This is a genomic window from Luteimonas rhizosphaericola (assembly GCF_029888045.1).
Classification (GTDB): domain Bacteria; phylum Pseudomonadota; class Gammaproteobacteria; order Xanthomonadales; family Xanthomonadaceae; genus Luteimonas; species Luteimonas rhizosphaericola.
The window spans coordinates 207,910-227,027 of record NZ_JARXRN010000028.1; the positions used below are offsets into that span (position 1 = coordinate 207,910).

Here is a 19,118-nt window from a genome sequence, read left to right on the forward strand (position 1 = left end):
AAGCAAAGGCGGCTCTCGAGCCACCCTTTGCCTGTTGAGATTAATGAGTTGCAGCCCGGATCTAGTTACTCTGTCTCCGCTCTTTTAGCAGTCGGCCTAGCGCTTTCTTGCCTTGAGGCGCGGGCAGAGAGCAGGAAAAGTCAAGCCAGTGTGAAACGTTATAAAAATATGTCTGGCCTGCGGTGTATGCGTTCAGCATTTTTCGGACCACTCTCTTCGAGTTTGATTTAGCAAACTTTATTGCGCCAAACCTTCTTACAGTCTCTGACTCGTGATCGAATAAAGTCAGGATAGTCTTGGAGCTGAGTTCTGAGAATGCGACTTCAGGAGAACAAACGATCACATCGGCAAGCAAGTATCCAGGCATAGGCATTTCCAGTAGCTCGCGTAACCTATGCTTACCTAGGGCGACTAGCGTTTCGGCAAGGTGTAATCGATCTTCCTGATGTATGTCGATGGTCAAGAAGGGTGACTGACGCCGAGACTCTGACGATATCAGGAGTTCGATGTCTTTCCATTCTCCGTGCTTTCTAAGTAGTTCCGTGTCGCTAGCAGAATACGGTAATTTCCCTCGACTCAATATCAGCCGAACTGTGGGAAGATCTGAGGCGTCGCCAATTTCTCCTAATAGATTGAGGGCCGCCCGAGTGAATCGATCGGTCAAGAAATCGCGCAGTGCACGCGTCTGAGTGAGGGTGTCAGCTGGGAATCCAGATCGTTCCATTGATTCGAGTTTTCGATCGAAGTGATCATAAAACTGGTTCTCAATCAATCCCCTCAGTGTCGCCTTGCCTCTCGCTCTTGCCTTCGCGGCTTGAGCGAGGAGGATATCAATCTCAAAGATCGACTCCTGCTCGCGTAATGCAGCTAACGCATTGCTCTCACTAGCAATAAGCGTTTGTCGGCGGTGTTTCCTCCAAAGTGAATCATCCTCTTGGCCTAACAGCAGGCCCGTCTTCTTCTCCACAAGTAGCGCGCGCGCTCTCGCTTCGGAGAAAATTTGTCCGCGGCTTGAAAGAAGATCGATGACTACGAGCCTTACTTTACGATCGTCATCATTGAGGTAGGCCTCTGCAAGCTCAGTGGGGAACTCATCCCGTTTGATCAGCTCTTGTGCCGCTAGCAAACGAGTGTTTGAGTGCTTGGCCTGAAGTGCAAGTTGCAGTGTCGCCGTGTTGAGGTCGTGACCGACTGAAAAAATATCATTCAGAATTTGATCGGAGACAGCGCTAGGCTGGAGTTCGCAAATCGCGTCCAACGCATCATTTCTGCTCGATTTCAGTGATGTCCTTATATAGGAGTCCAAAGCGACGCGAGAGGTTTGGCTATGGTTGCTCTCGATTTCAAGTCTAATTATCGGGAGATCCTGTGTTTCACCATGCTCGACGAGATACTCTAGCGCCGCCACGCGTTCGAGTATCTCTCGTTCTTCGGAGAGCCACTCGCGGAGAATGAGGCTTCGCTCTAAGTTTGGTGTATCCGGTAATTTCTCCCCGACTAAGAGCATTGCGCGGAGCGCGCCAGCTTTCTGAGGGGAAGGCCCGGTCAGCGTGAGTCGCCACAGCTTAGAGATATTTGGAGATATCCAATGCCAAAGAGGCACATTCTCAGAAGCGATGTTGGCCAGGCCGCAACTTATCAAACCAATTATCTCATCTGTACCAAGCGATAGTCTGTCTCTATGAAGAAACATCAGATTGGCGTCGTGCGTGCCTAAGAGCGACTCATCGTTTCCATGGAGGCCGGAAATGCTGGATAGAAGTCGAAATCTCGCTATGTCGACCGAGTCTATTGAGTGATCTTCGGTTCGGCCAACCAAGTCTCGAAGGAATGAGGTGCCTTCCGCTGAGAGGAGCAAAGGTCTTGAATCATCGGACGATGTGATATCCGATGACGATTGGTCGCTTTTTCCGGGGTCGGCAAGTTCTTGGCGCGTAGATTCCAAATACTTGAACACACATCTGCGAATTCGACGTTCGAAGTCAGAAGTTGAGGAAAACTGTTCAAATAGAACAGACTTTCCACCGATGAGCTCTGATTTGAAGTCCAGGACTTTCCTAAGCTCGGGTCCTGGGTCGGCCAGGATTTCTGGGCTTACCTCTTTGAAGAAGAGGCTTATTTCGGGCGAGCCGGTAGATGTCCTCCGTTCGACCGACCTTCTAAATTCCTCCTCGAATCCAGATGAGTAATGTCCTTCAGTGTCCGGCGGGGTGCCCCACCGCTTCCATATCATGCCGATGAAGAAGTCACATCTTTCTAGATCCCGATTGATTGTCGCCTGAGGTCTGCCGAAGACTGAGACAGTGTCTTCCCAGCCGACTAGTTCGACGCGGCATTCGTAGACATCGCCGACTAGTGAGTTGACTTCCTCAACAACGCTTCGCGCTAGTTTCCTCTCTTCTGCGAGATCTCCAGGGGATGCGAGGAAGATCCTAATAAGCCTCTTGGCGCCTACCATTATTCTGACTCTATGGACATTAGGGGTATGGCTTCATTCTCCACGGGAAGTGGTGTTGCGAGCAATCTAGGCGTTTGAGAATGCGAAACAGGGGTCAGACTCGACTTTCTCCGCGCCCGCCCTCCCCGATCTGCGTAGCCCGCGACCTTGGCGATTACAATTCCGGCGGTGAGACGACGAGACGGCCATGGCCCATCGAAGCCGCCGGCCTACGCCGGCCGGCGCGTCGGCCTCGCCGCGGGGGCGTGCAGGCGTCGCTCCGGGAGCGCGGCGGCACGCTCGCGCTCGCACGCGTGCCCGACGCCGGCTGGAATCGCGCCGGGAGCCGCGGCGTGATCTCCCGGCTGCCGCCGTGGGTCTGGGGCGGCGCGTGGGCGATGGCCTTCATCGCCGGGATCGTCAACGTGGTCGGCATCCTGGGCCTGGATCACCAGGCGCTGACGCACCTGACCGGCAACACCACCCTGCTGAGCGCCGCGCTGGCGGATGCGGATCTCTCCCGTGCCGCGCACTTCGCCAGCGTGCTGGCGGCCTTCCTGGGCGGGGCGGTGCTGAGCGGCATGATCGTGCAGGGGGACTCGCTGGTGCTCGGCCGCCACTACGGCGTGGCGCTGGCGTTGGAGTCGGCGATGCTGTTCGGCGCCGTGATCGTGCTGTCGCGATCGGCCGCACTCGCCACGCTCATGGCGGCGTTCGCCTGCGGGCTGCAGAACGCGATGGCCTCCACCTACAGCGGTGCCGTCGTTCGCACCACCCACGTCTCCGGCATGTTCACGGACCTGGGCATCGGCATCGGCCACCTGCTGCGTGGTGCGCCGGCGGACCGCAAGCGCATCGCGCTGTGCGCCTTGATCATCTTCGGATTCTTCGCGGGCGGGCTTGCGGGCGCGCTCCTGTTCGACGCGATTGCCGAGCGCGCGCTGCTGGTGCCGGCCGTGCTCACGGCTGCGGTGGCCATCGGCTACGTGGCGTACGCGTCGTGGATGCGCCGACGGTGAGGTCGACGCCGTTCGCGGCGGCATCGCTTTGCATCGATGCGGGGGCGGTTTTGTCCCGCCCCGCACCCTTGGCGGCTGTGCCGTCGAATGTCGGCTGCGTGCGCTGACGCGTCAGGCGCCGCGCCGCGTCACGGCTGGTAGCACGCTCCGCTCGGGTCGTGTTCGATCTGGACCAGGTCGCCACCCGCGCCGCCCCAGATGTTGCCGTCGGTGAAGATCAGGCAGCCCTCGCCGCGGTAGAGCACCTGCATGCGGCGCGCGTCGTTGCCGTAGTAGAACGGGATCCAGCGCTTGCCCGACTCGTAGGTGTGCTGGCGGTCCGGGACGCGGTCCATGACCTCCTGCACCTGGCCGCTGCTCATGCCGATCCTGAGTTCGGCGAACTTCGCACCCGGCGCGGGCTCGCCCACCACCTCGCCACTGAAGGATCCATCGATCGACTTGACCTCGCGTCCACGCTTGGCGGGCTCGGACGGACTTCCGCCCCCGCTCGCGCAGGCGGCCAGGCCCAGAGCGATCGCGACCACGGACAACGCCTTCATTCCCCTCATTGCACTGCACCTCCCCTTGAGTGGCGCGCAGCATCGCCCGAATGGATGCCCCAGGCAACACGCGCGAGTGGCGCATTGCACTTGGGCACCTGTTCGCGGCGATGCCTGCTCCGGGCAGCAACACAGGGGTCAGAGTCGACTTCTCTACCGGGTCTCGGGTCCGGGCCATAAGGGCGCCGGATGCCTGAAGGATAGGGTGTCGATCAAGGTGCTGCCCGCCCAGGGTCGGCGGCGGGGTAGAACCGTCCTGCTGGCGGCTTGGGGTGTCGGTCCGGTGCTGCCACGGCCGCCGAGACCTCTTTCGTCGCCCTGACTGCAACCGCTCAAACCCCGGCCGCATCCCGATGGGCGACTCCATTCCGGATCCACGCCATGACCCGCTCCCGCCTGCTCCTGCTCGCCGCCTGCCTGTCCGCCTTGGTGAGCGCCCACGCGCCCGCGGCGCCGCCCGCCACCGCCGCCGCGCCCGAACGCTCCGCGCAGGCCGGCCAGCCGCCCGCGTCCGTCGATCCCGATTCCCCCGAGGCCGCCACCAGCCCGGCCCGCCAGGCCACCGACGCCTGGCTGGCCGCGTTCAACGCCGGCGATCGCGCGTCGCTCGAGGCCTACGCCAGGCGCTGGAACCCGGAGATGGACATCGACCGCCAACTGGGCTTCCGCGGCGACACTGGCGGCTTCGTGCTGCTCCGGCGCGAGCCGGCGCCGCCGGGCGAGGCGCACGCGCTGCTGCGCGAGCGCGACGGCGATACCGTCGCGCGCGCCATCGCGACGATCACGCCGGCCGGCCACGCGCGCGTCGCGGTGCAGGCCATCGACCCGCCGGCCGACCTGCGCGTCGCGCGTCTGTCGCAGCGCGATGCGCTCGATGCGCTGGTCGCGCGCGCCGATGCGCAGGCGGCGAGCGACGCGTTCTCCGGCGTGCTGCTGGTGGCCAGGGGCGACGAGGTGCTGCTGCAACGCGGCTGGGGGCTGGCCGATCGCGCCGCGAACACGCCCGTCTCGCTGGACACGAAGTTCCGCCTGGGCTCGATGAACAAGATGATCACCGCAGTGGCCGTGCTGCAGCTGGTGCAGCAGGGCAGGCTGTCGCTCGACGACACCGTGGGCGAGGCGCTGCCGGGTTATCCGAACGCGGAGGTCGGCGCGGCCACGATCCGCCAGCTGCTCACCCACAGCGGCGGCACCGGCGACATCTTCGGTCCCGACTTCGACGCGCAGCGCCTGTCGCTCCGCTCGCACGACGACTACCTGCGCCTGTACGGCGCGCGGGGGACCGACCACGCGCCCGGCGCGGAACAGCGCTATTCGAACTACGGCTTCGTGCTGCTGGGCGCGATCATCGAGCGCGCGAGCGGGCAGTCGTACTACGACTACGTCGACGCGCACGTGTACGGGCCGGCGCGGATGCGCGACAGCGGTTCGCTGCCCGAGGCCGTGGATGTGCCCGGGCGCGCGGTGGCCTACACCCGCCGCGACGGCACGCTGGTGGATGCCGCCGACACGCTGCCCTGGCGCGGCACGGCCGCCGGCGGCGGCTACAGCACGGCCGGAGACCTGCTGAAGTTCGCGCACGCGCTGCAGGACGGCACGCTGCTGTCGCCGGGACTGCTGGCCGAGGCCACCCGCGGGCAGACCCCGTGGTACGGCTACGGCTTCCAGGTGCGCGAACACGACGGCCAGCGCGTGTTCGGCCACGGTGGCGGCGCGCCCGGCATGAACGGCGACCTGCGCATCTATCCCGGGCTGGGCGTGGTGATCATCGGCCTGGCCAACCGCGACCCGCGCGTGGTCGACCGGCTGGTCGACTTCTACGCGCTGCGCATGCCGCTGCAGGGCGCCTCGACCGACTGAGCCGCATCGCCTGGACGGGCCGGACGCACGATGTTGCCAGCGCGATTCGCAACGGTTCGCGCGCTGCCGGAAAGGAACCGGCCGGTCGGATTCCATGACGTCGCCATCGGGCGTCGTGGTGCCCGGCGCGACCGGACCATCAAAGGGTACGGAGGGAATTGGCCTGCACGACGCGGCGGGAGGCTTGCCTTCCGGCAGACCACGCGCGCGCCGCGTTCTCGCATCTCACTCGCCGCCATCGGACCGTGCCTACCGCGGTTGCAACAGCGACGTCAGCGTGTCCGTCGTGCCCTCGACCCGCGCCAGGCGGGGATAGCGCAGGGTGCCGCGGTACGCGATGGTTTGCTCCACGCGCTCGCCGTCGTGCTCGATGGTCAGCCGCACCGGCGATTGCGCCGCGTTGCGTACCGCTTCCACCAATGCCGCACTGTCGAAGGGCGCGCCCTGCACGGCCACGACCCTGTCGCGCGGGGCCAGGCCAGCCTCGAAGGCCGGCCCCTGCCACGCGACCGCGCGGACGAGGCCGTTGTCGCTGACCGCGAGCCCCAGCGAGTAGGACAGGTCGGTGACACCGGACTCCTCCTGCTGCTGGAGGAAGGCCTGTGTCGGTGTGTCGCTGTACACCAGTTGCCAGCCATGGCGTCGCAGGCCCGCGGTCGTGTCGACCTCCTGGTGGCCCTGTACCCATGCGGACAGTTCGCCGGCCCAGTCGTGCGGAACGGTGGCTTCCAACGCTTCGCATATCGCCTCGAACGTATAGGTGCGGGCCGGCGCCCCATCGCTGGCGCCCGCGAAGAAGTGGCGGGCGAAATCATCCAGTCCCTTCCGGCCCGCGCTGCGCTCGCGCAGCGTGGCATCGACGGCCAGCCACAGCATCACGCCTTCGACGTAGTAATCCTTGCGCCGCTGCCAGTCGCGCCACGGGACGGCCTGGCGGAGCATGAAGGCCGGGTAGCGCACGTCGTCGGCCAGGTTGCGCCAGGCGCGACCCGGGCGGTTGGCCACTTCGGCCGCGTCCAGCGCCAGCTGGTCGAGCGTTTCCTGATGGCTGCGCAGCCCGGCGCGCGCGGCCAACACGCGTCCCCAGAATTCGGTCTGGCCTTCGTACATCCACAGCAGGCTGGTGCCCTGCGGCGTGTTGGGCGTGGGCGCCCACTGGTCGGCGGGCACGCGGTAGAGGCCGTTCCAGGCGTGGACGAGCTCGTGCGCGATGATGTCGCGCCCGATGATCTGGCTGTCCCATGCGCTGAAGTAGTGCGAGGGCAGCGAGATCTCGCCGGATCGCCGGTGCTCGATGCCGCCGGTGGCCGCATCGTTCTCGAGCCGGGCCAGGAATTCGTAGCGATCGAAGGGAGGTGCACCGAACACGGACGCCGCCTGCGCGCCCATGCGCTGAAGGGCGGCCAGCGGCTCGGCGGGCACGTCCAGCACATCGTCGCTCCCGGCGATCAGGTTGAGTGCGACCGGGGCGTCCCCGGGAAAGTCGAGGGCGATGCGCCTGGCATGGCGCGCGCCGTACACGGGCGAATCGAGCAGGGTTTCCAGCGTGACCGGGGCGAAGCGGACGCTGGCATCCCCGGTGGCCGCGACCTGCAGCGACGACACCGGCGCCAGCCCTGCCGGCAGGGTGAGCTGCGGCGTCACCACCAGGTTGCGGGCGTACCAGCCGGCCGGATACAGCACCAGCCGATGCCAGGGGACGACGACCACGTCCCTGGCCAGGACGTTGGCATCGCCGATGATCTGGTAGCGCGCCTCGATCGTCCGCGCGCCGGCGGGCACGTCCACGCGGAAGGCATGCGGCTCCAGCGGATGCCGCTGCCAGGCCAGGGGCTGGCCGTCGGCCGAAACGACGAGGCCGGCGAGGTCGGTGACGGTCAGGCTCGGTCCATGGCTGCCGGTGTCCCAGCGCGGATACAGCAGCGTGAGCGCACCGGCCTGCTGGACCGGCATGCGCACGCGCACCGTAAAGAGCCTGCGCGCCACATCGGTGGCCTGCACGTCCAGTTCGATGTTGCCCGCAAACGCCTGGTCGACCGGGGCCGGGACGGCGGGCGCCTGCAGGACCTGCACCGGCTGGCCGGATGCGTATCCCGGGCCGGAAGGCAACGCCACGGCGGCGGTGGCCAGCGCCACGGCCAGCGCGGCGTGCGGGCGCCACCGGCCCGCAGGCCTGGCGCGGGTCGATGGAGCTGCAGCGCAGGGGTGCAGGCGAGATTGCATGGAGGCGTTTCTCAAAGGGGGAGGGCGGAGGTGCAGTCGACGCCGACAGCCTGGCCCAATGGCAGCGACATGGGGCCAGCTTCGCTTCGATCGAACCGGATCTTCGTCGCAGCCGACATGCGAGGTGCAATATCGGCGCCGGGGGCCGTCGTTACCGGCGACACGCCGGCGGCGTATTGTGCCGACTCGTCCCACCCGAGGATCCCACGATGACCACCTCCTACCGCGCCTGGGCCGCCCCCAAAGCGGGCGCCCCGCTGGAACCCTTCGAGTACGACCCCGGCCCGCTGGGCGCCGACGAGGTCGAGATCACGGTCGAGCACTGCGGCCTCTGTCATTCCGACCTGTCGATGCTGGACAACGAGTGGGGCTTCACCGCCTATCCGTTCGTGCCCGGCCACGAGGCGGTGGGGCGGGTGACGGGGCTGGGCGAACACGCCCGGGGCGTGGCGCTGGGCCAGCGCGTGGGCCTGGGCTGGAACGCGCGCAGTTGCCTGCACTGCGCCGCCTGCCTGGCCGGCGACCAGCACCTGTGCCCCGAGGTGCAGGCGACCATCGCCGGGCGGCATGGCGCCTTCGCCGAGAAGGTGCGCGCGCACTGGGTGTGGGTGGCGCCGCTGCCCGAAGACCTGGAAGCGGCCGAGTCCGGCCCGCTGCTGTGCGGCGGCATCACCGTGTTCGCGCCGCTGCGCGAGCTGGGCATCGCGCCCACCGCGCGGGTCGGCGTGGTCGGCATCGGCGGGCTGGGCCACATGGCGCTGAAGTTCTGCCGCGCCTGGGGCTGCGAGGTCACCGCGTTCACCACCAGCGCCTCGAAGGAAGAGGAGGCGCGCGCGTTCGGCGCGCACCGCGTGGTCACCACCGGCGATGCCGCGGCGCTGAAGCAGCTGGCCGGCAGCTTCGACCTGATCATCGACACGGTGAACGCGACGCTGGACTGGCCCGGCCTGGTCGCGGCGCTGGCGCGCAAGGGGCGGCTGCACGTGGTGGGCGTGCCGCTGGAGCCGATCGCGGTGCCGGCGTTCTCGCTGATCTCGGGGCAGAAGGCGCTGTCGGGTTCGCCCACCGGCTCGCGCGGCGCGATCGACACGATGCTCGGCTTCGCCGCCCGCCACGGCGTGGCGCCGCAGACCGAGCACTTCCCGATGCGCCGGGTCAACGACGCGCTGGACCACCTGCGCGCCGGCAAGGCCCGATACCGGATCGTGCTGGACGCGGATTTCTGATCGCGGCCGCGGTGCGAACCGCGGCGGCCTGCGCATCCCCGCACTTGCGGCGGACTCCACCGCGGCCCACGATGCGAGCGGACGCATTCACTTCGCGACGCCATGGCCCGGGGCCGGTTCACCATCATCCGCAGCCACGCGCCCGGGGTGCTCCCGGTGCTTGCCGAGTCCGCGCAGGCGTTCGCGCGCCACACCCACGAGCAGTTCGGGATCGGCGTGATCGACCGCGGCGCGCAGACATCGCGCAGCGGCCGTGGCCAGGTTGAGGCCGCACGCGGTGACGTGATCACCGTCAATCCCGGCGAGGTGCACGACGGCACGCCCATCGAGCAGGCGGGGCGGTCCTGGCGGATGCTGTATCTCGACGTGGCCTGCGTGGCCGAGGCGGCGCGTACGCTGGGAGCGGCGGGCACCTACGAGTTCGAGCGTCCCGTCGTTGGCGATGTCCGCATGGCGGCCGCGTTCGGCAGGCTGTTCGCGGCCATGACCTCGGACGATCCGGTCGCGCCGCTGGCATCGGAAGGACGGCTGCTCGAACTGCTGGCGGCGCTGCGCGACGGAGGCCGGCGCACCCGCACGCCCGGGGTGCCCCATGCGCTGGCGCGGGCGAAGGCGCTGATCGACGACGATCCGGCCTCGCCGGTGACGCTTGCGGCCTTGTCGCAAGCCAGCGGCCTGGACCGGTTCCGGCTGCTGCGGGCGTTCGCGCAGGCCACCGGACTCACGCCGCATGCCTACCTGGTGCAGCGCCGGATCGACCTGGCCCGGCGCCTGATCGCCGGCGGCCAGCCGCTGTCCGAGGTCGCGCTGGCCAGCGGCTTCGCCGACCAGAGCCACATGACCCGCGTCTTCGTGCGCAAGTACGGCATCTCGCCGGGCGCGTACGCGACCGCGACCGCCTGAGCGCGACGCGCCGCAATTTCGTTCAAGACCGCGCGCGGCTGGCGTCGCGATGCTTGGGCCCCCGTCGCCATCCGGTCGACGGGCCCCAACCGATCGGAGCCGCTCATGAAACCTGACTTGTCGTGCCTCGCTGCGCTGGCGCTGTCGGCCACCTGCACCGCGGCGACGCCAGCCGCACCCGCACCCCCACCCGAAGCGGTGGTCCGCGCCTACGCCGATGCCGCCAGCCGCAACGCGCTGGAGGAATTCCTCGCGCTCTACCACCCGCAGATCCGCAAGTACCGGTTCCCGGGAGAGCTCGCCTCGGAGGGCCTGGCCCACAACCGCCGCGTCTACGAACGCTCGTTCGCGCAGAACCCCGACCTGCGCGTCGACGTGGTCCAGCTGATCGCCGTCGGCGACAAGGTGGCGGTGCACGACCGGGTCACCGGCCTGGCGTCCGGCGAGACGGTCGACGAACTGACCGTCTACGAAGTCGAGGACGGACGCATCGTCAACATCGTCTACGTCGAACGCCTGCCGCAGGTGGCATCGCCATGAGCGTCGCCCCGCAGCCCTACGTGCATGGCTACGACGCGGCCGAGAGCATCCGCCTGCGCGACCAGGCCGGTGCGCTGGAAGCGTTGCTGCATGCGGACACCGCCTATCCGGCGGGCAGCCTGGTGCTGGAGGCGGGATGCGGCGTGGGCGCGCAGACCGTGGTGCTGGCGCGCAACAGCCCCGGGGCCCGCTTCGTGGCGGTGGACGTGTCGCCCGACTCGGTCGCCGAAACGCGACGACGCCTGGAAGCTGCGGGCTGCGCGAACGTCCGCGTGATGCAGGGGGACATCCACGACCTGCCGATGGCCGAAGGCAGTTTCGACCATGTGTTCGTGTGCTTCGTCCTCGAGCACCTGGCCGATCCGCTGCGGGCGCTGGCTGCACTCCGGCGCCTGCTGCGACCGGGCGGCACGATCACCGTCATCGAAGGCGACCACGGATCCGCGTTCTTCCACCCGGACGATGCCGCGGCGCGCGATGCCATCGCGTGCCTGGTCGAGCTGCAGCGTCGCGCCGGCGGCGACCCGATGATCGGCCGTCGCCTGACCGGACTGTTGCAGCAGGCGGGATTCGACCGGGTGCGCACGGCGCCACGCTGCGTGCACGCAGACGGAGCGACCCCGGCGCTCGCCGACGCCTTCACCCGGCGCACGTTCGCGGCGATGGTGGCGGCGGCGCGCGATGCCGCGCTGCAGGCGCGGATGATCGAGCCGTCGCGCTTCGATGCAGGCATCGCGGCGCTGCATCGCAGCGCGGAGCGCGACGGTGCGTTCTGCTACACCTTCTTCAAGGCGGTGGCCGTCCGGTAGTGCGCATGTTGGAGGCGGATGTCCGGACACCGGCGCCGGGCAGGGAGTCCGGTGCCGCGTCGGAGCAGCGTCCGAATGATCGCCGGCTGCGCCTCAGCCGTAGTAGCCGAGGAACATCTCCACCGCCGACTCCGCCACCGCCACCTCCTTCGCCTCGTCCAGCGGCGGCTGGCCCATCGCCACCTGCGGCCAGAACGCGGCGCCCTTGATCAGCGATTCGAGCTGCTGGGTGGCGAAGGCGGGGTCGGGCGTGCGCAGGCGGCCGTCGGCGGCGGCGGCGCGGATCCAGGCGCCCATGGCGTGTTCGCGCGCGCCGAGCAGGGCGGTGAGCGGCCGCGACCGGCCTGGCCGGCGGTGGGGATGGCGCGCGATGCAAATGGCCCCGCGTTGCCGCACACTTCGCCGCTTTGCCCCCGGCGCATCCCGCATGACCAACGGCCTGTCCTTCCGCCACCCCCTCGTGTTCTGGTTCGGCTGCGCGCTGCTGGTGGGCGGGGTGTTCGCGCACGCGCCGATGTTCATGATGGGGCAGCACACGCACTGGCAGATGGTGGGCATGCCGATGACCACGGAGATGTGGCTGGGCATGGCGGCGATCCCCGTCGGGCTGGCGCTGTCGGCCTTCGGGATGCTGCCGCGGCTGCCCGGTGGCGCCGCCGCGGCGCCGGGCGCGCACCTGCATTTCCATGTCGCCGATGGCGTTCCGCTCAACCGTGCCCACGCCACGCTCGTGATCGTGCTGATCGTGGCGCTGGCGGTGGACGTGATGAAGCCGGCCACGCTCGGCTTCGTGATGCCCGGCATGCGCGCCGAATACGACATCGGCACCTCGCGCGCGAGCCTGCTGGCGCTGTTCGCGCTCACCGGCACCACCGTGGGCTCGATCGTGTGGGGCCGCATCGCCGACATCGCCGGCCGGCGCGCGGCGATCCTGCTCTCGGCGTTGATGTTCATGGGCACCGCGATCTGCGGCGCGATGCCGACCTTCGAGTGGAACCTGGCGATGTGCTTCCTGATGGGCGCGTCCGCCGGCGGCCTGCTCCCGATCACCTTCACCCTGATGGCCGAGACCGTGCCGGCCGCGCACCGCGGCTGGCTGCTGGTGGCGCTGGGCGGCATCGGCACCTCGGCCGGCTACCTGCTGGCCGCGGGCGCGGCGGCGTGGCTGGAACCGATGTTCAGCTGGCGCGTGCTGTGGCTGCTGGGGCTGCCCACCGGCGCGGTGATCATCGTGCTCAACCGCTGGATTCCCGAATCGCCGCGGTTCCTGTCCAACGCCGGCCTGGATGATGCGGCGCGCGCGGTGCTGCGGCGGTTCGCGGGCCAGCGGCGCGACGCGGTGGAGGTGGACGATGCCGCGCATCCCGGCGCGCCGGTGATCGAGGAATCGCATCCGGTCAGCGGCCTGCGCGCGCTGATGCACGGGCGCCACCGGCCGATCACCTCCGGCCTGCTGGTGTGCGGCGTGGCGTGGGGGTTGGCGAACTTCGGCTTCCTGCTGTGGCTGCCGACCAACCTGGTGGAACTGGGCGTGGACGCCGCGGGCGCGAGCGCGGTGCTGGCGCGTTCTGCGTTGCTGGCGCTGCCGGGCATCGCCGTGGTGATCTGGCTCTACCACCGCTGGAGCAGCGTGCGCGCGCTGGTGCTGTTCATCGCGGCCACCACGCTGTCGCTGCTCGCCTTCGCGACCATGGGTTTTGCCGAGGTACGCGCCCCGACGGCGGTGGTGGCGGCGACGGTGGCGCTGCTGGTGAGCGTGAGCGGGGTGATCGCGATGCTGATCCCGTACGCGGCCGAGATCTACCCGGTGCGCCTGCGCGGCACCGGCTCGGGCGTGGTCGCGGCCAGTTCGAAGGCCGGCGGGATCCTCGGCGCCGGGCTGGGCGTGGTCGGCTTCTTCGACCACTTCGCCTGGTCGGCGCTGCTGATCGCGCTGCCGATGGCGCTGTCGGGCTGGATGCTGCTGCGCCACGGCATCGAAACGCGCGGGCGGCGGCTGGAGGAGATCGAGACGGCGCTGGCGGGGTAGGGGTGCGGGGAGCGCGCAATCCCGCCCGTACTGATTGAAATGGGCCGGCTGATGGTGCGCGTCTGACAGGGCGCGCCGCTGCCAGGGCGCCCGCGGAGGAGCGCGTCATTCGATGGCCGCTCAGCACATTGCGCGCCGGTCCGGAGGCGCTACTATCCGCCCAGGGCGCGGCAGGGGTGACGGGCGCCGGCCCTGGGGGCCCATCCGTGGGCGCGGGACATTTGCGGCTGCTGTTCCAGGGAGAAGGAAGCATGAAGTTCTGGCACATCGTCGTCGCCTGGCTGGCGGCGCTGTCGATCGGTGCGTGGATGGTGGTGTCCGGGCCGCTGCGGGTCGCGCCCGACGGACCGTCTCAGGGCGATGTGCAGGTGGCGCCGCAGCCGGCTCCGGCTTATCGCAAGGGGCCGGTCAGCGCCGCGCAGTCACCACCGCCCGTACTGCGGCAACCGGCTGGTGTTTCGGCGCCGGCGAATGCAGTCCCTGACGAAAGCGCATTGGGCGAGTGGGAAACCTTCCAGCGCGATGCCCGGCACACCGGCTACGTGCCGGCGAGCTTCCATCCCGGTCGCTTCCGGGAGATCTGGACCTGGGAGCGCCCCGAGGATGGCAGCGTGCTCGGCGGAATCAATGCCGTGGCCACCGCGCCCGGGCTGGTCGCGATCTCCGACGAGGAGTACCACGGCAACCCGGCCATCCGCGTGCTGCGTGAGGCCGACGGTGCGTTGGTGTGGGAGCAGGTGTTCCAGAACTACCCGGCGCTGAATCCACCTGCGGTGAAGAACGGTGCTGTCTATGTCACCACCACGGGGCATGAGCAAACGTTCCTCTGGGGTTTCGGGGTGGAGGATGGAACCCCGATCATCCAGAACAGTTTCTATTCGCAATGGCCGCGGCTGCTGGCGCCGACGGTGGAGGGCGGACGTGTCTTCGTGGCCAGCGGCTATATGAACGATCAGGTCTACGCCTTCGATGCGGTGGGGGGCGACCTCGCGTGGACCAGCCCGACCAGATGGGGGGTCGACATGTCGACGCCGGCGGTTCATGACGGCCGCGTCTTCCAGTACGACGGCTCGAACCTGCACGCGTTCGACGCCTTAAGTGGTGCGCCCATCGGGGTGATTCCCGACCCCCAGAGCCCGGGTGCCGCCGGCACGTACAACGGCGCGCCCGTGGTGGGCTATGCGGACAGTGTCACGGCGCTCAGCGGTGGCGCCTACAACAGCTTCGAGGCGCGACACCTCGTCAATTTTTCACTCGCACGGAATCGCATACGCTGGCGCAGCTCCCGGACCTACGCGACCCAGCCGGCGCGAGCGAAAGGCGTGATCTACGCCGGATCCAACACCCCGAAGTCGTTCGATGCGATCGACGAGGCGACCGGGCAGGTACTGTGGTCCTGGGTCCCGGGCCCCGAGGACGTGGCTTTTCAACACAACGTGGTGGTGACCGCCAACCTCGTCTTTGTAAGCACCGACCGCGCGGTTCATGCGCTCAGCCTGAGAACCAAACGACTGGTCTGGTCGTACCCCGTGCCGGGCAAGCTGGCCATCTCGGGCGGTGGCACGTTGTACATCGTGGAAACCACCGAAAGGTCGACCGGGCGGCTGATCGCGATCAGTCTGAATGGCCGGGCGACGGGCGGTCGGGGCTTGCGGCGCCTCAGATAAAGGTGGGAGGCAACCCGGAGGCCTGTCCGCAAAGGCTTGCTTGCCGGCGGGGAGGGGCGCGAACGTGCCGTTCGTCGGCGCGTGAATCGGTATGGGGACTCGTCGCTGCGACGTTCCCCGCGCCCCGTGCATCCCTGCTCAGACCAGTCTTTGCTCCGGGAACCCCGATGCGACGTGTCCTGCTGTGTTTCGCCGCCCTCCTGTGGCTGCCCGCCGTCGTCCTGGCCGCCGAACCGCGTGCCGTGAGTGCGCAGGTGGCCGACACCATCGAACGCGAGTATTTCGATCCGGCGCGGGCCGCGTCGATCGCCGCCGGGCTGCGCAGCGCCGCCGCGCGTGGCGAGTTCGATGCAATCACCCACCCGCAGGAACTCGCATCGGCGCTCACCAGCGCGCTGAAGCCGCACGACGGTCACTTCAACGTGCGCTGGCAGGAAGGCGAGGGCGCCGCGCCCAGGCCGCGCCCGCCGTTCGACGCGGCGCGCGGCAACTTCGGCATTCGCCAGGTGCAGGTCTTGCCGGGCAATGTCGGCTACCTCGACCTGCGCCTGTTCGCCGATATCGAGCCCGACCAGGCCGATGCGCCCGCGCGCCGCGCCATCGATGCCGCGCTGCAGCTGCTGGCGCACGTGGACGCGCTGGTGATCGACCTGCGCGACAACGGCGGCGGCTCGCCGGCGATGGTCGGCTACCTGGCCAGCGCGTTCGTGGCGCCGGGGCGCGACATCTACAACACCTTCCATTCGCGCGGCGGCACCGACTCCGAGGCCCCGGTGCAGGCCTACGCGTCGCCGCGCCCTGCGCTGCCGCTGTACGTGCTGGTCAGTGGCCGCACCGGCTCGGCGGCCGAGGCCTTCGCCTACACCCTGCAGCAGGCCGGCCGCGCGACGGTGGTGGGCGAGGTCACGGCCGGTGCCGCCAACCCGGGGCGGCCGTATCTGGTGGGCGAAGGCTTCAGCGTGTTCGTCGCCAACGGCTCGCCGGTCAATCCCATCACCGGCGACAACTGGGAAGGCCGCGGTGTCCAGCCCGATGTCTCCATCGAGAGCGCGGGTGCACTGGACGCCGCCACGCGCCTGGCGCTGCAGGCGCTGGTCGCGCAGGGTGCGGGCGACGACGCGCGCTGGGCGCTGGAGGCACTGGACGCGACCGCCGTCGCGGTGCCGCCCGAGCGCCTGGCTGCCTACGCGGGCGACTATGGCGCGGTGCGCGTGGAGGCCGTCGACACCGGGCTGCAGCTGCGCCAGGGCCGCCGCCCGCCGCTGCAGCTGCGCCCGCTGGACGATGCGCTGTTCTTCGTCGAAGGCGATCCCGCGCGCCGCGTCCGCTTCGACCGCGAAGGCGGCCAGATGCGTGCGGTCGAACTGCTGTGGGCCAATGGCCAGCTGGCGCGGCATCCGCGCAGCGACGGCCCGGCCGACACCGGGGCGAACCCTTCCCCGATGCGCAGGTGACGCCCCCGCGGGCGGGCGAAGGTGAAGCCCGCTCGCGCCCTGCCTCGGGCCAGCGAGAGGTTTGCGGGCTGCGGGGCATGGGTATGATGGCCGCGACGGCTCGGCGGACGCTGCCGAGCCACGGCAAGGGATGGTGGATGGGACGAGTCAGCGGGCGTGTCCAACGCACACATCGCGCCACTGCGCAGGCGGCCTGATGCCGGGCCATCCGGACATGCCCGCCGGCGGGCGGCGGATCGCGGTGGTCGAAGACGACGCGGAGCTGCGCGAGAAGCTGCTGGTGCCCGCGCTGTGCCGGGCCGGCTTCGATGCGGTGGGCGTCGAGACCGCGCTGCAGTTCTACCGCCTCTGGGCCGGCGCGCCGTTCGACATGGTCCTGCTCGACATCGGGCTGCCCGATGACGACGGCGTGGACATCGCCCGCCACCTGCGGCAGCTGTCGCCCCATCTCGGCATCGTGCTGTGCACCGGCCACGGCCGCGGTGCCGATCGCCTGCGCGGGCTGAAGGCGGGCGTGGACGCGTACCTGGTCAAGCCGCTCGAAATGGAGGAAGTGGTGCAGACGGTGCGCAACGTGCATCGGCGCATCGCGGGCATCGACGCCACCGCGGACGCTGCCGATGGCGGATGGCATCTCGATCGCCAGGGCTGGTCGCTGCGCACACCCTCGGGCGCCTCGGTGGGGCTCAACCACGCCGAGCGCCAGATCATGGGTGTACTGGCCGCGCGGCCCAACCAGCCGGTCACGCGCGAGACGCTGATCCGTGAGCTGACCGGGGACATCGACGGCTTCGATCCGCATCGGCTGGAGATGCTGGTGTATCGACTGCGGCGCAAATGCGAAGAGGCCGCGGGCGAACCCCTCCCGCTGAAGGCGGTGCGGGGCCTGGGCTACGTGCTGGAGCGCTAGCGGGTCGCGAGCGCAGCCGTCTCGTCGTCGTCCGCGTCGTCTGCGGCAGGAGCCTGGCCCGCCGGCTGCGCGGCCGGCGGCAGGTGCAGCAGGAACGCCGCCCCGGCATCGGCAGGCCCGAGCGTCAGCCGGCCGCCGGCCGCTTCGACCAGGTCGCGCGCGACCGCCAGGCCCAGGCCGGTGCCGCGGTCTTCGGGTTTGGTGGTGAAGAACGGTTCGAAGATCCGCTCGCGCAGTGCTTCGGGCACGCCGGGCCCGTCGTCGACGACGACGATCTCCACCGCGCCGTTCGCCGCCGTCCGCAGCGACACCGTGACCTGCCCGCCATCAGGCAGCGCATCGGCGGCATTGGCCGCCAGGTTCAGCAACACCAGCACCAGCTGCTCACGATCGAAGCGCACCGGCACGGGCGTGGTCGGCAGCTGCAGGTCCAGCCGGATGCGTGCGCCCAGCGTCTGGCGCAGCATCGGACCGATGCCGGCGATCACCTCGGCGGCGTCGAAGGTCTCGGCCAGGGCGGGATCCCGGCGCGAGAAGTGCATCAGCTTGCGGACGTGCGCGGTGGCGCGGGTGGCGGCCGCGCGCACGCCATCCAGCGCCTCGTGCCGCTCTGCGTCCGAACCGGCATGCAGCGCGTTGTAGGCGTGGCCGTTGACCAGGGTGAGCAGGTGGCCGAAGTCGTGCGCCAGCCCGCTGGCCATGCGTCCCACCGCCTCCATCTTCTGCGCATGCAGCAGCAGCGCCTGCGCGCGCTCGCGGGCGCCGATCTCATCGCGCAACTGGAGGTTGGCGCGTTCGAGTTCCTCGCCATGCGCCAGCGCCTCTTTCAGGCTTTCGCGCAGCGCGGCGACGCTGCGGTCGATCACCAGCGCGATCAGCAGGAACATCACGCAGCGGATCACCGCATCGCCGAAGGTATGGCGCGCTTCCTCGATTCCCTTGACCGTGTCGTGGGTCGCGCCCAGCAGCAGGGCGAGCGCGATCGCGCCATACATGGCCCACAGCGCCTTGCGCCCGATCATCATGCCGGCGATGAACAGCCACATCACCTGCACCGGCATCTCGAAGATGTGCGCGCCCAGGCCGCTGAGCGCGTACGAGGCCACCAGGATCACCGCCACCAGCACCATCAGCTGGCGGATCGCCCACTGGAAGCGCCCGCGCCGGATCAGCACCACCGACCACAGCGCGATGGCGCTGATCAGCAGGCTGGCTGAAAGACTCACGGTCTCGCCCGCGCGCCACGGGATCTGGGTGCCGAAGATCCGGTAGAGCCACAGTGCCGGAGGCAGGGTGCCGAGCGCGAGCAGGACCAGCTGCAGCATCGGTGCGTTGCGGCGATCGACCGGATCGGCGATGCGCGGCACCTGCAGCCAGTGCGTGAACCTGCTCGATGCCATGGGATTCGGTTTCCTGTGGGGTCGCCCGGGATGATCCCCGAAAACGCGCGGCAAGTAACTCACGCCCGGTGAGTGTGCGTGAGCGAAACGCGATTGATG

15 protein-coding genes are annotated in these 19,118 nt (G+C 68.8%); 10 read left to right on the plus strand and 5 right to left on the minus strand.

Annotated elements, in window-relative coordinates; all coding sequences use genetic code 11:
• Positions 1–61: 61 nt before the first annotated feature.
• Entirely contained in the window at positions 62–2,458 is a 2,397-nt protein-coding gene (locus QFW80_RS13465) for a DUF4062 domain-containing protein (protein ID WP_280602489.1), read from the minus strand.
• Between the two features lie 377 nt (positions 2,459–2,835).
• Between QFW80_RS13465 and QFW80_RS13470 the strand changes: the two genes are divergently transcribed.
• On the plus strand, positions 2,836–3,456 hold the full coding sequence (locus tag QFW80_RS13470; RefSeq protein WP_425603592.1) for a YoaK family protein: 621 nt from the start codon (positions 2,836–2,838) through the stop codon (positions 3,454–3,456).
• A 128-nt stretch (positions 3,457–3,584) separates the two neighbouring features.
• Here QFW80_RS13470 and QFW80_RS13475 read toward each other — a convergent pair whose 3' ends face one another.
• Entirely contained in the window at positions 3,585–3,998 is a 414-nt protein-coding gene (locus QFW80_RS13475; RefSeq protein WP_280602491.1) for a hypothetical protein, read from the minus strand.
• 381 nt (positions 3,999–4,379) lie between these two features.
• Here QFW80_RS13475 and QFW80_RS13480 point away from each other — a divergent pair, with 381 nt between their 5' ends.
• Entirely contained in the window at positions 4,380–5,858 is a 1,479-nt protein-coding gene (locus QFW80_RS13480; protein ID WP_280602492.1) for a serine hydrolase domain-containing protein, read from the plus strand.
• Positions 5,859–6,107: 249 nt separating this feature from the next.
• Here QFW80_RS13480 and QFW80_RS13485 read toward each other — a convergent pair whose 3' ends face one another.
• Positions 6,108–8,081, minus strand: a complete 1,974-nt coding sequence (locus tag QFW80_RS13485; RefSeq protein ID WP_280602493.1) for a M61 family metallopeptidase — start codon at positions 8,079–8,081, stop codon at positions 6,108–6,110.
• A gap of 209 nt (positions 8,082–8,290) precedes the next feature.
• Here QFW80_RS13485 and ahr point away from each other — a divergent pair, with 209 nt between their 5' ends.
• The 4 genes from ahr to QFW80_RS13505 all read left to right on the plus strand — a co-directional run bounded on the left by ahr (position 8,291) and on the right by QFW80_RS13505 (position 11,559).
• Entirely contained in the window at positions 8,291–9,307 is a 1,017-nt protein-coding gene (ahr, locus tag QFW80_RS13490) for an NADPH-dependent aldehyde reductase Ahr (protein ID WP_280602494.1), read from the plus strand.
• A 102-nt stretch (positions 9,308–9,409) separates the two neighbouring features.
• Positions 9,410–10,210, plus strand: coding sequence for an AraC family transcriptional regulator (locus QFW80_RS13495; RefSeq protein WP_280602495.1), 801 nt, complete (start codon positions 9,410–9,412; stop codon positions 10,208–10,210).
• A 105-nt stretch (positions 10,211–10,315) separates the two neighbouring features.
• Positions 10,316–10,750, plus strand: a complete 435-nt coding sequence (locus QFW80_RS13500; RefSeq protein WP_280602496.1) for a nuclear transport factor 2 family protein — start codon at positions 10,316–10,318, stop codon at positions 10,748–10,750.
• Positions 10,747–11,559 (plus strand): class I SAM-dependent methyltransferase, encoded by an 813-nt coding sequence (locus tag QFW80_RS13505; protein WP_280602497.1) that lies wholly within the window; start codon positions 10,747–10,749, stop codon positions 11,557–11,559. The genes QFW80_RS13500 and QFW80_RS13505 overlap by 4 nt, the downstream gene beginning before the upstream one ends.
• A 93-nt stretch (positions 11,560–11,652) precedes the next feature.
• Here the strand turns inward: QFW80_RS13505 and QFW80_RS13510 are convergent, their stop codons facing one another.
• Positions 11,653–12,081 (minus strand): TetR/AcrR family transcriptional regulator C-terminal domain-containing protein, encoded by a 429-nt coding sequence (locus tag QFW80_RS13510; protein ID WP_331488504.1) that lies wholly within the window; start codon positions 12,079–12,081, stop codon positions 11,653–11,655.
• Here QFW80_RS13510 and QFW80_RS13515 point away from each other — a divergent pair.
• From QFW80_RS13515 to QFW80_RS13530, 4 genes are all read left to right on the plus strand, one after another.
• On the plus strand, positions 11,987–13,588 hold the full coding sequence (locus QFW80_RS13515; protein ID WP_280602499.1) for an MFS transporter: 1,602 nt from the start codon (positions 11,987–11,989) through the stop codon (positions 13,586–13,588). The two genes, QFW80_RS13510 and QFW80_RS13515, sit on opposite strands and share 95 nt — an antisense overlap.
• Positions 13,589–13,839: 251 nt before the next feature.
• The gene (locus QFW80_RS13520) at positions 13,840–15,255 is read left to right on the plus strand and encodes an outer membrane protein assembly factor BamB family protein (protein WP_280602500.1); all 1,416 of its coding nucleotides are present in this window, start codon (positions 13,840–13,842) and stop codon (positions 15,253–15,255) included.
• 167 nt (positions 15,256–15,422) lie between these two features.
• On the plus strand, positions 15,423–16,709 hold the full coding sequence (locus QFW80_RS13525; protein ID WP_280602501.1) for a S41 family peptidase: 1,287 nt from the start codon (positions 15,423–15,425) through the stop codon (positions 16,707–16,709).
• A gap of 196 nt (positions 16,710–16,905) precedes the next feature.
• The gene (locus tag QFW80_RS13530) at positions 16,906–17,619 is read left to right on the plus strand and encodes a response regulator transcription factor (protein ID WP_280602502.1); all 714 of its coding nucleotides are present in this window, start codon (positions 16,906–16,908) and stop codon (positions 17,617–17,619) included.
• Here the strand turns inward: QFW80_RS13530 and QFW80_RS13535 are convergent.
• Complete coding sequence (locus QFW80_RS13535) at positions 17,616–19,019, minus strand: sensor histidine kinase (RefSeq protein WP_280602503.1); 1,404 nt, start codon at positions 19,017–19,019, stop codon at positions 17,616–17,618. The two genes, QFW80_RS13530 and QFW80_RS13535, sit on opposite strands and share 4 nt — an antisense overlap.
• Positions 19,020–19,118 lie beyond the last annotated feature (99 nt).

Excerpts from the sequence above, each read along its gene's own strand:
- QFW80_RS13465 (WP_280602489.1), bottom strand. The coding sequence starts at position 2,458 with ATGGTAGGCGCCAAGAGGCTTATTAGGATCTTCCTCGCATCCCCTGGA.
- QFW80_RS13470 (WP_425603592.1), top strand. The coding sequence starts at position 2,836 with ATGGCCTTCATCGCCGGGATCGTCAACGTGGTCGGCATCCTGGGCCTG.
- QFW80_RS13475 (WP_280602491.1), bottom strand. The coding sequence starts at position 3,998 with ATGAAGGCGTTGTCCGTGGTCGCGATCGCTCTGGGCCTGGCCGCCTGC.
- QFW80_RS13480 (WP_280602492.1), top strand. The coding sequence starts at position 4,380 with ATGACCCGCTCCCGCCTGCTCCTGCTCGCCGCCTGCCTGTCCGCCTTG.
- QFW80_RS13485 (WP_280602493.1), bottom strand. The coding sequence starts at position 8,081 with ATGCAATCTCGCCTGCACCCCTGCGCTGCAGCTCCATCGACCCGCGCC.
- ahr (WP_280602494.1), top strand. The coding sequence starts at position 8,291 with ATGACCACCTCCTACCGCGCCTGGGCCGCCCCCAAAGCGGGCGCCCCG.
- QFW80_RS13495 (WP_280602495.1), top strand. The coding sequence starts at position 9,410 with ATGGCCCGGGGCCGGTTCACCATCATCCGCAGCCACGCGCCCGGGGTG.
- QFW80_RS13500 (WP_280602496.1), top strand. The coding sequence starts at position 10,316 with ATGAAACCTGACTTGTCGTGCCTCGCTGCGCTGGCGCTGTCGGCCACC.
- QFW80_RS13505 (WP_280602497.1), top strand. The coding sequence starts at position 10,747 with ATGAGCGTCGCCCCGCAGCCCTACGTGCATGGCTACGACGCGGCCGAG.
- QFW80_RS13515 (WP_280602499.1), top strand. The coding sequence starts at position 11,987 with ATGACCAACGGCCTGTCCTTCCGCCACCCCCTCGTGTTCTGGTTCGGC.
- QFW80_RS13510 (WP_331488504.1), bottom strand. The coding sequence starts at position 12,081 with ATGAACATCGGCGCGTGCGCGAACACCCCGCCCACCAGCAGCGCGCAG.
- QFW80_RS13520 (WP_280602500.1), top strand. The coding sequence starts at position 13,840 with ATGAAGTTCTGGCACATCGTCGTCGCCTGGCTGGCGGCGCTGTCGATC.
- QFW80_RS13525 (WP_280602501.1), top strand. The coding sequence starts at position 15,423 with ATGCGACGTGTCCTGCTGTGTTTCGCCGCCCTCCTGTGGCTGCCCGCC.
- QFW80_RS13530 (WP_280602502.1), top strand. The coding sequence starts at position 16,906 with ATGCCGGGCCATCCGGACATGCCCGCCGGCGGGCGGCGGATCGCGGTG.
- QFW80_RS13535 (WP_280602503.1), bottom strand. The coding sequence starts at position 19,019 with ATGGCATCGAGCAGGTTCACGCACTGGCTGCAGGTGCCGCGCATCGCC.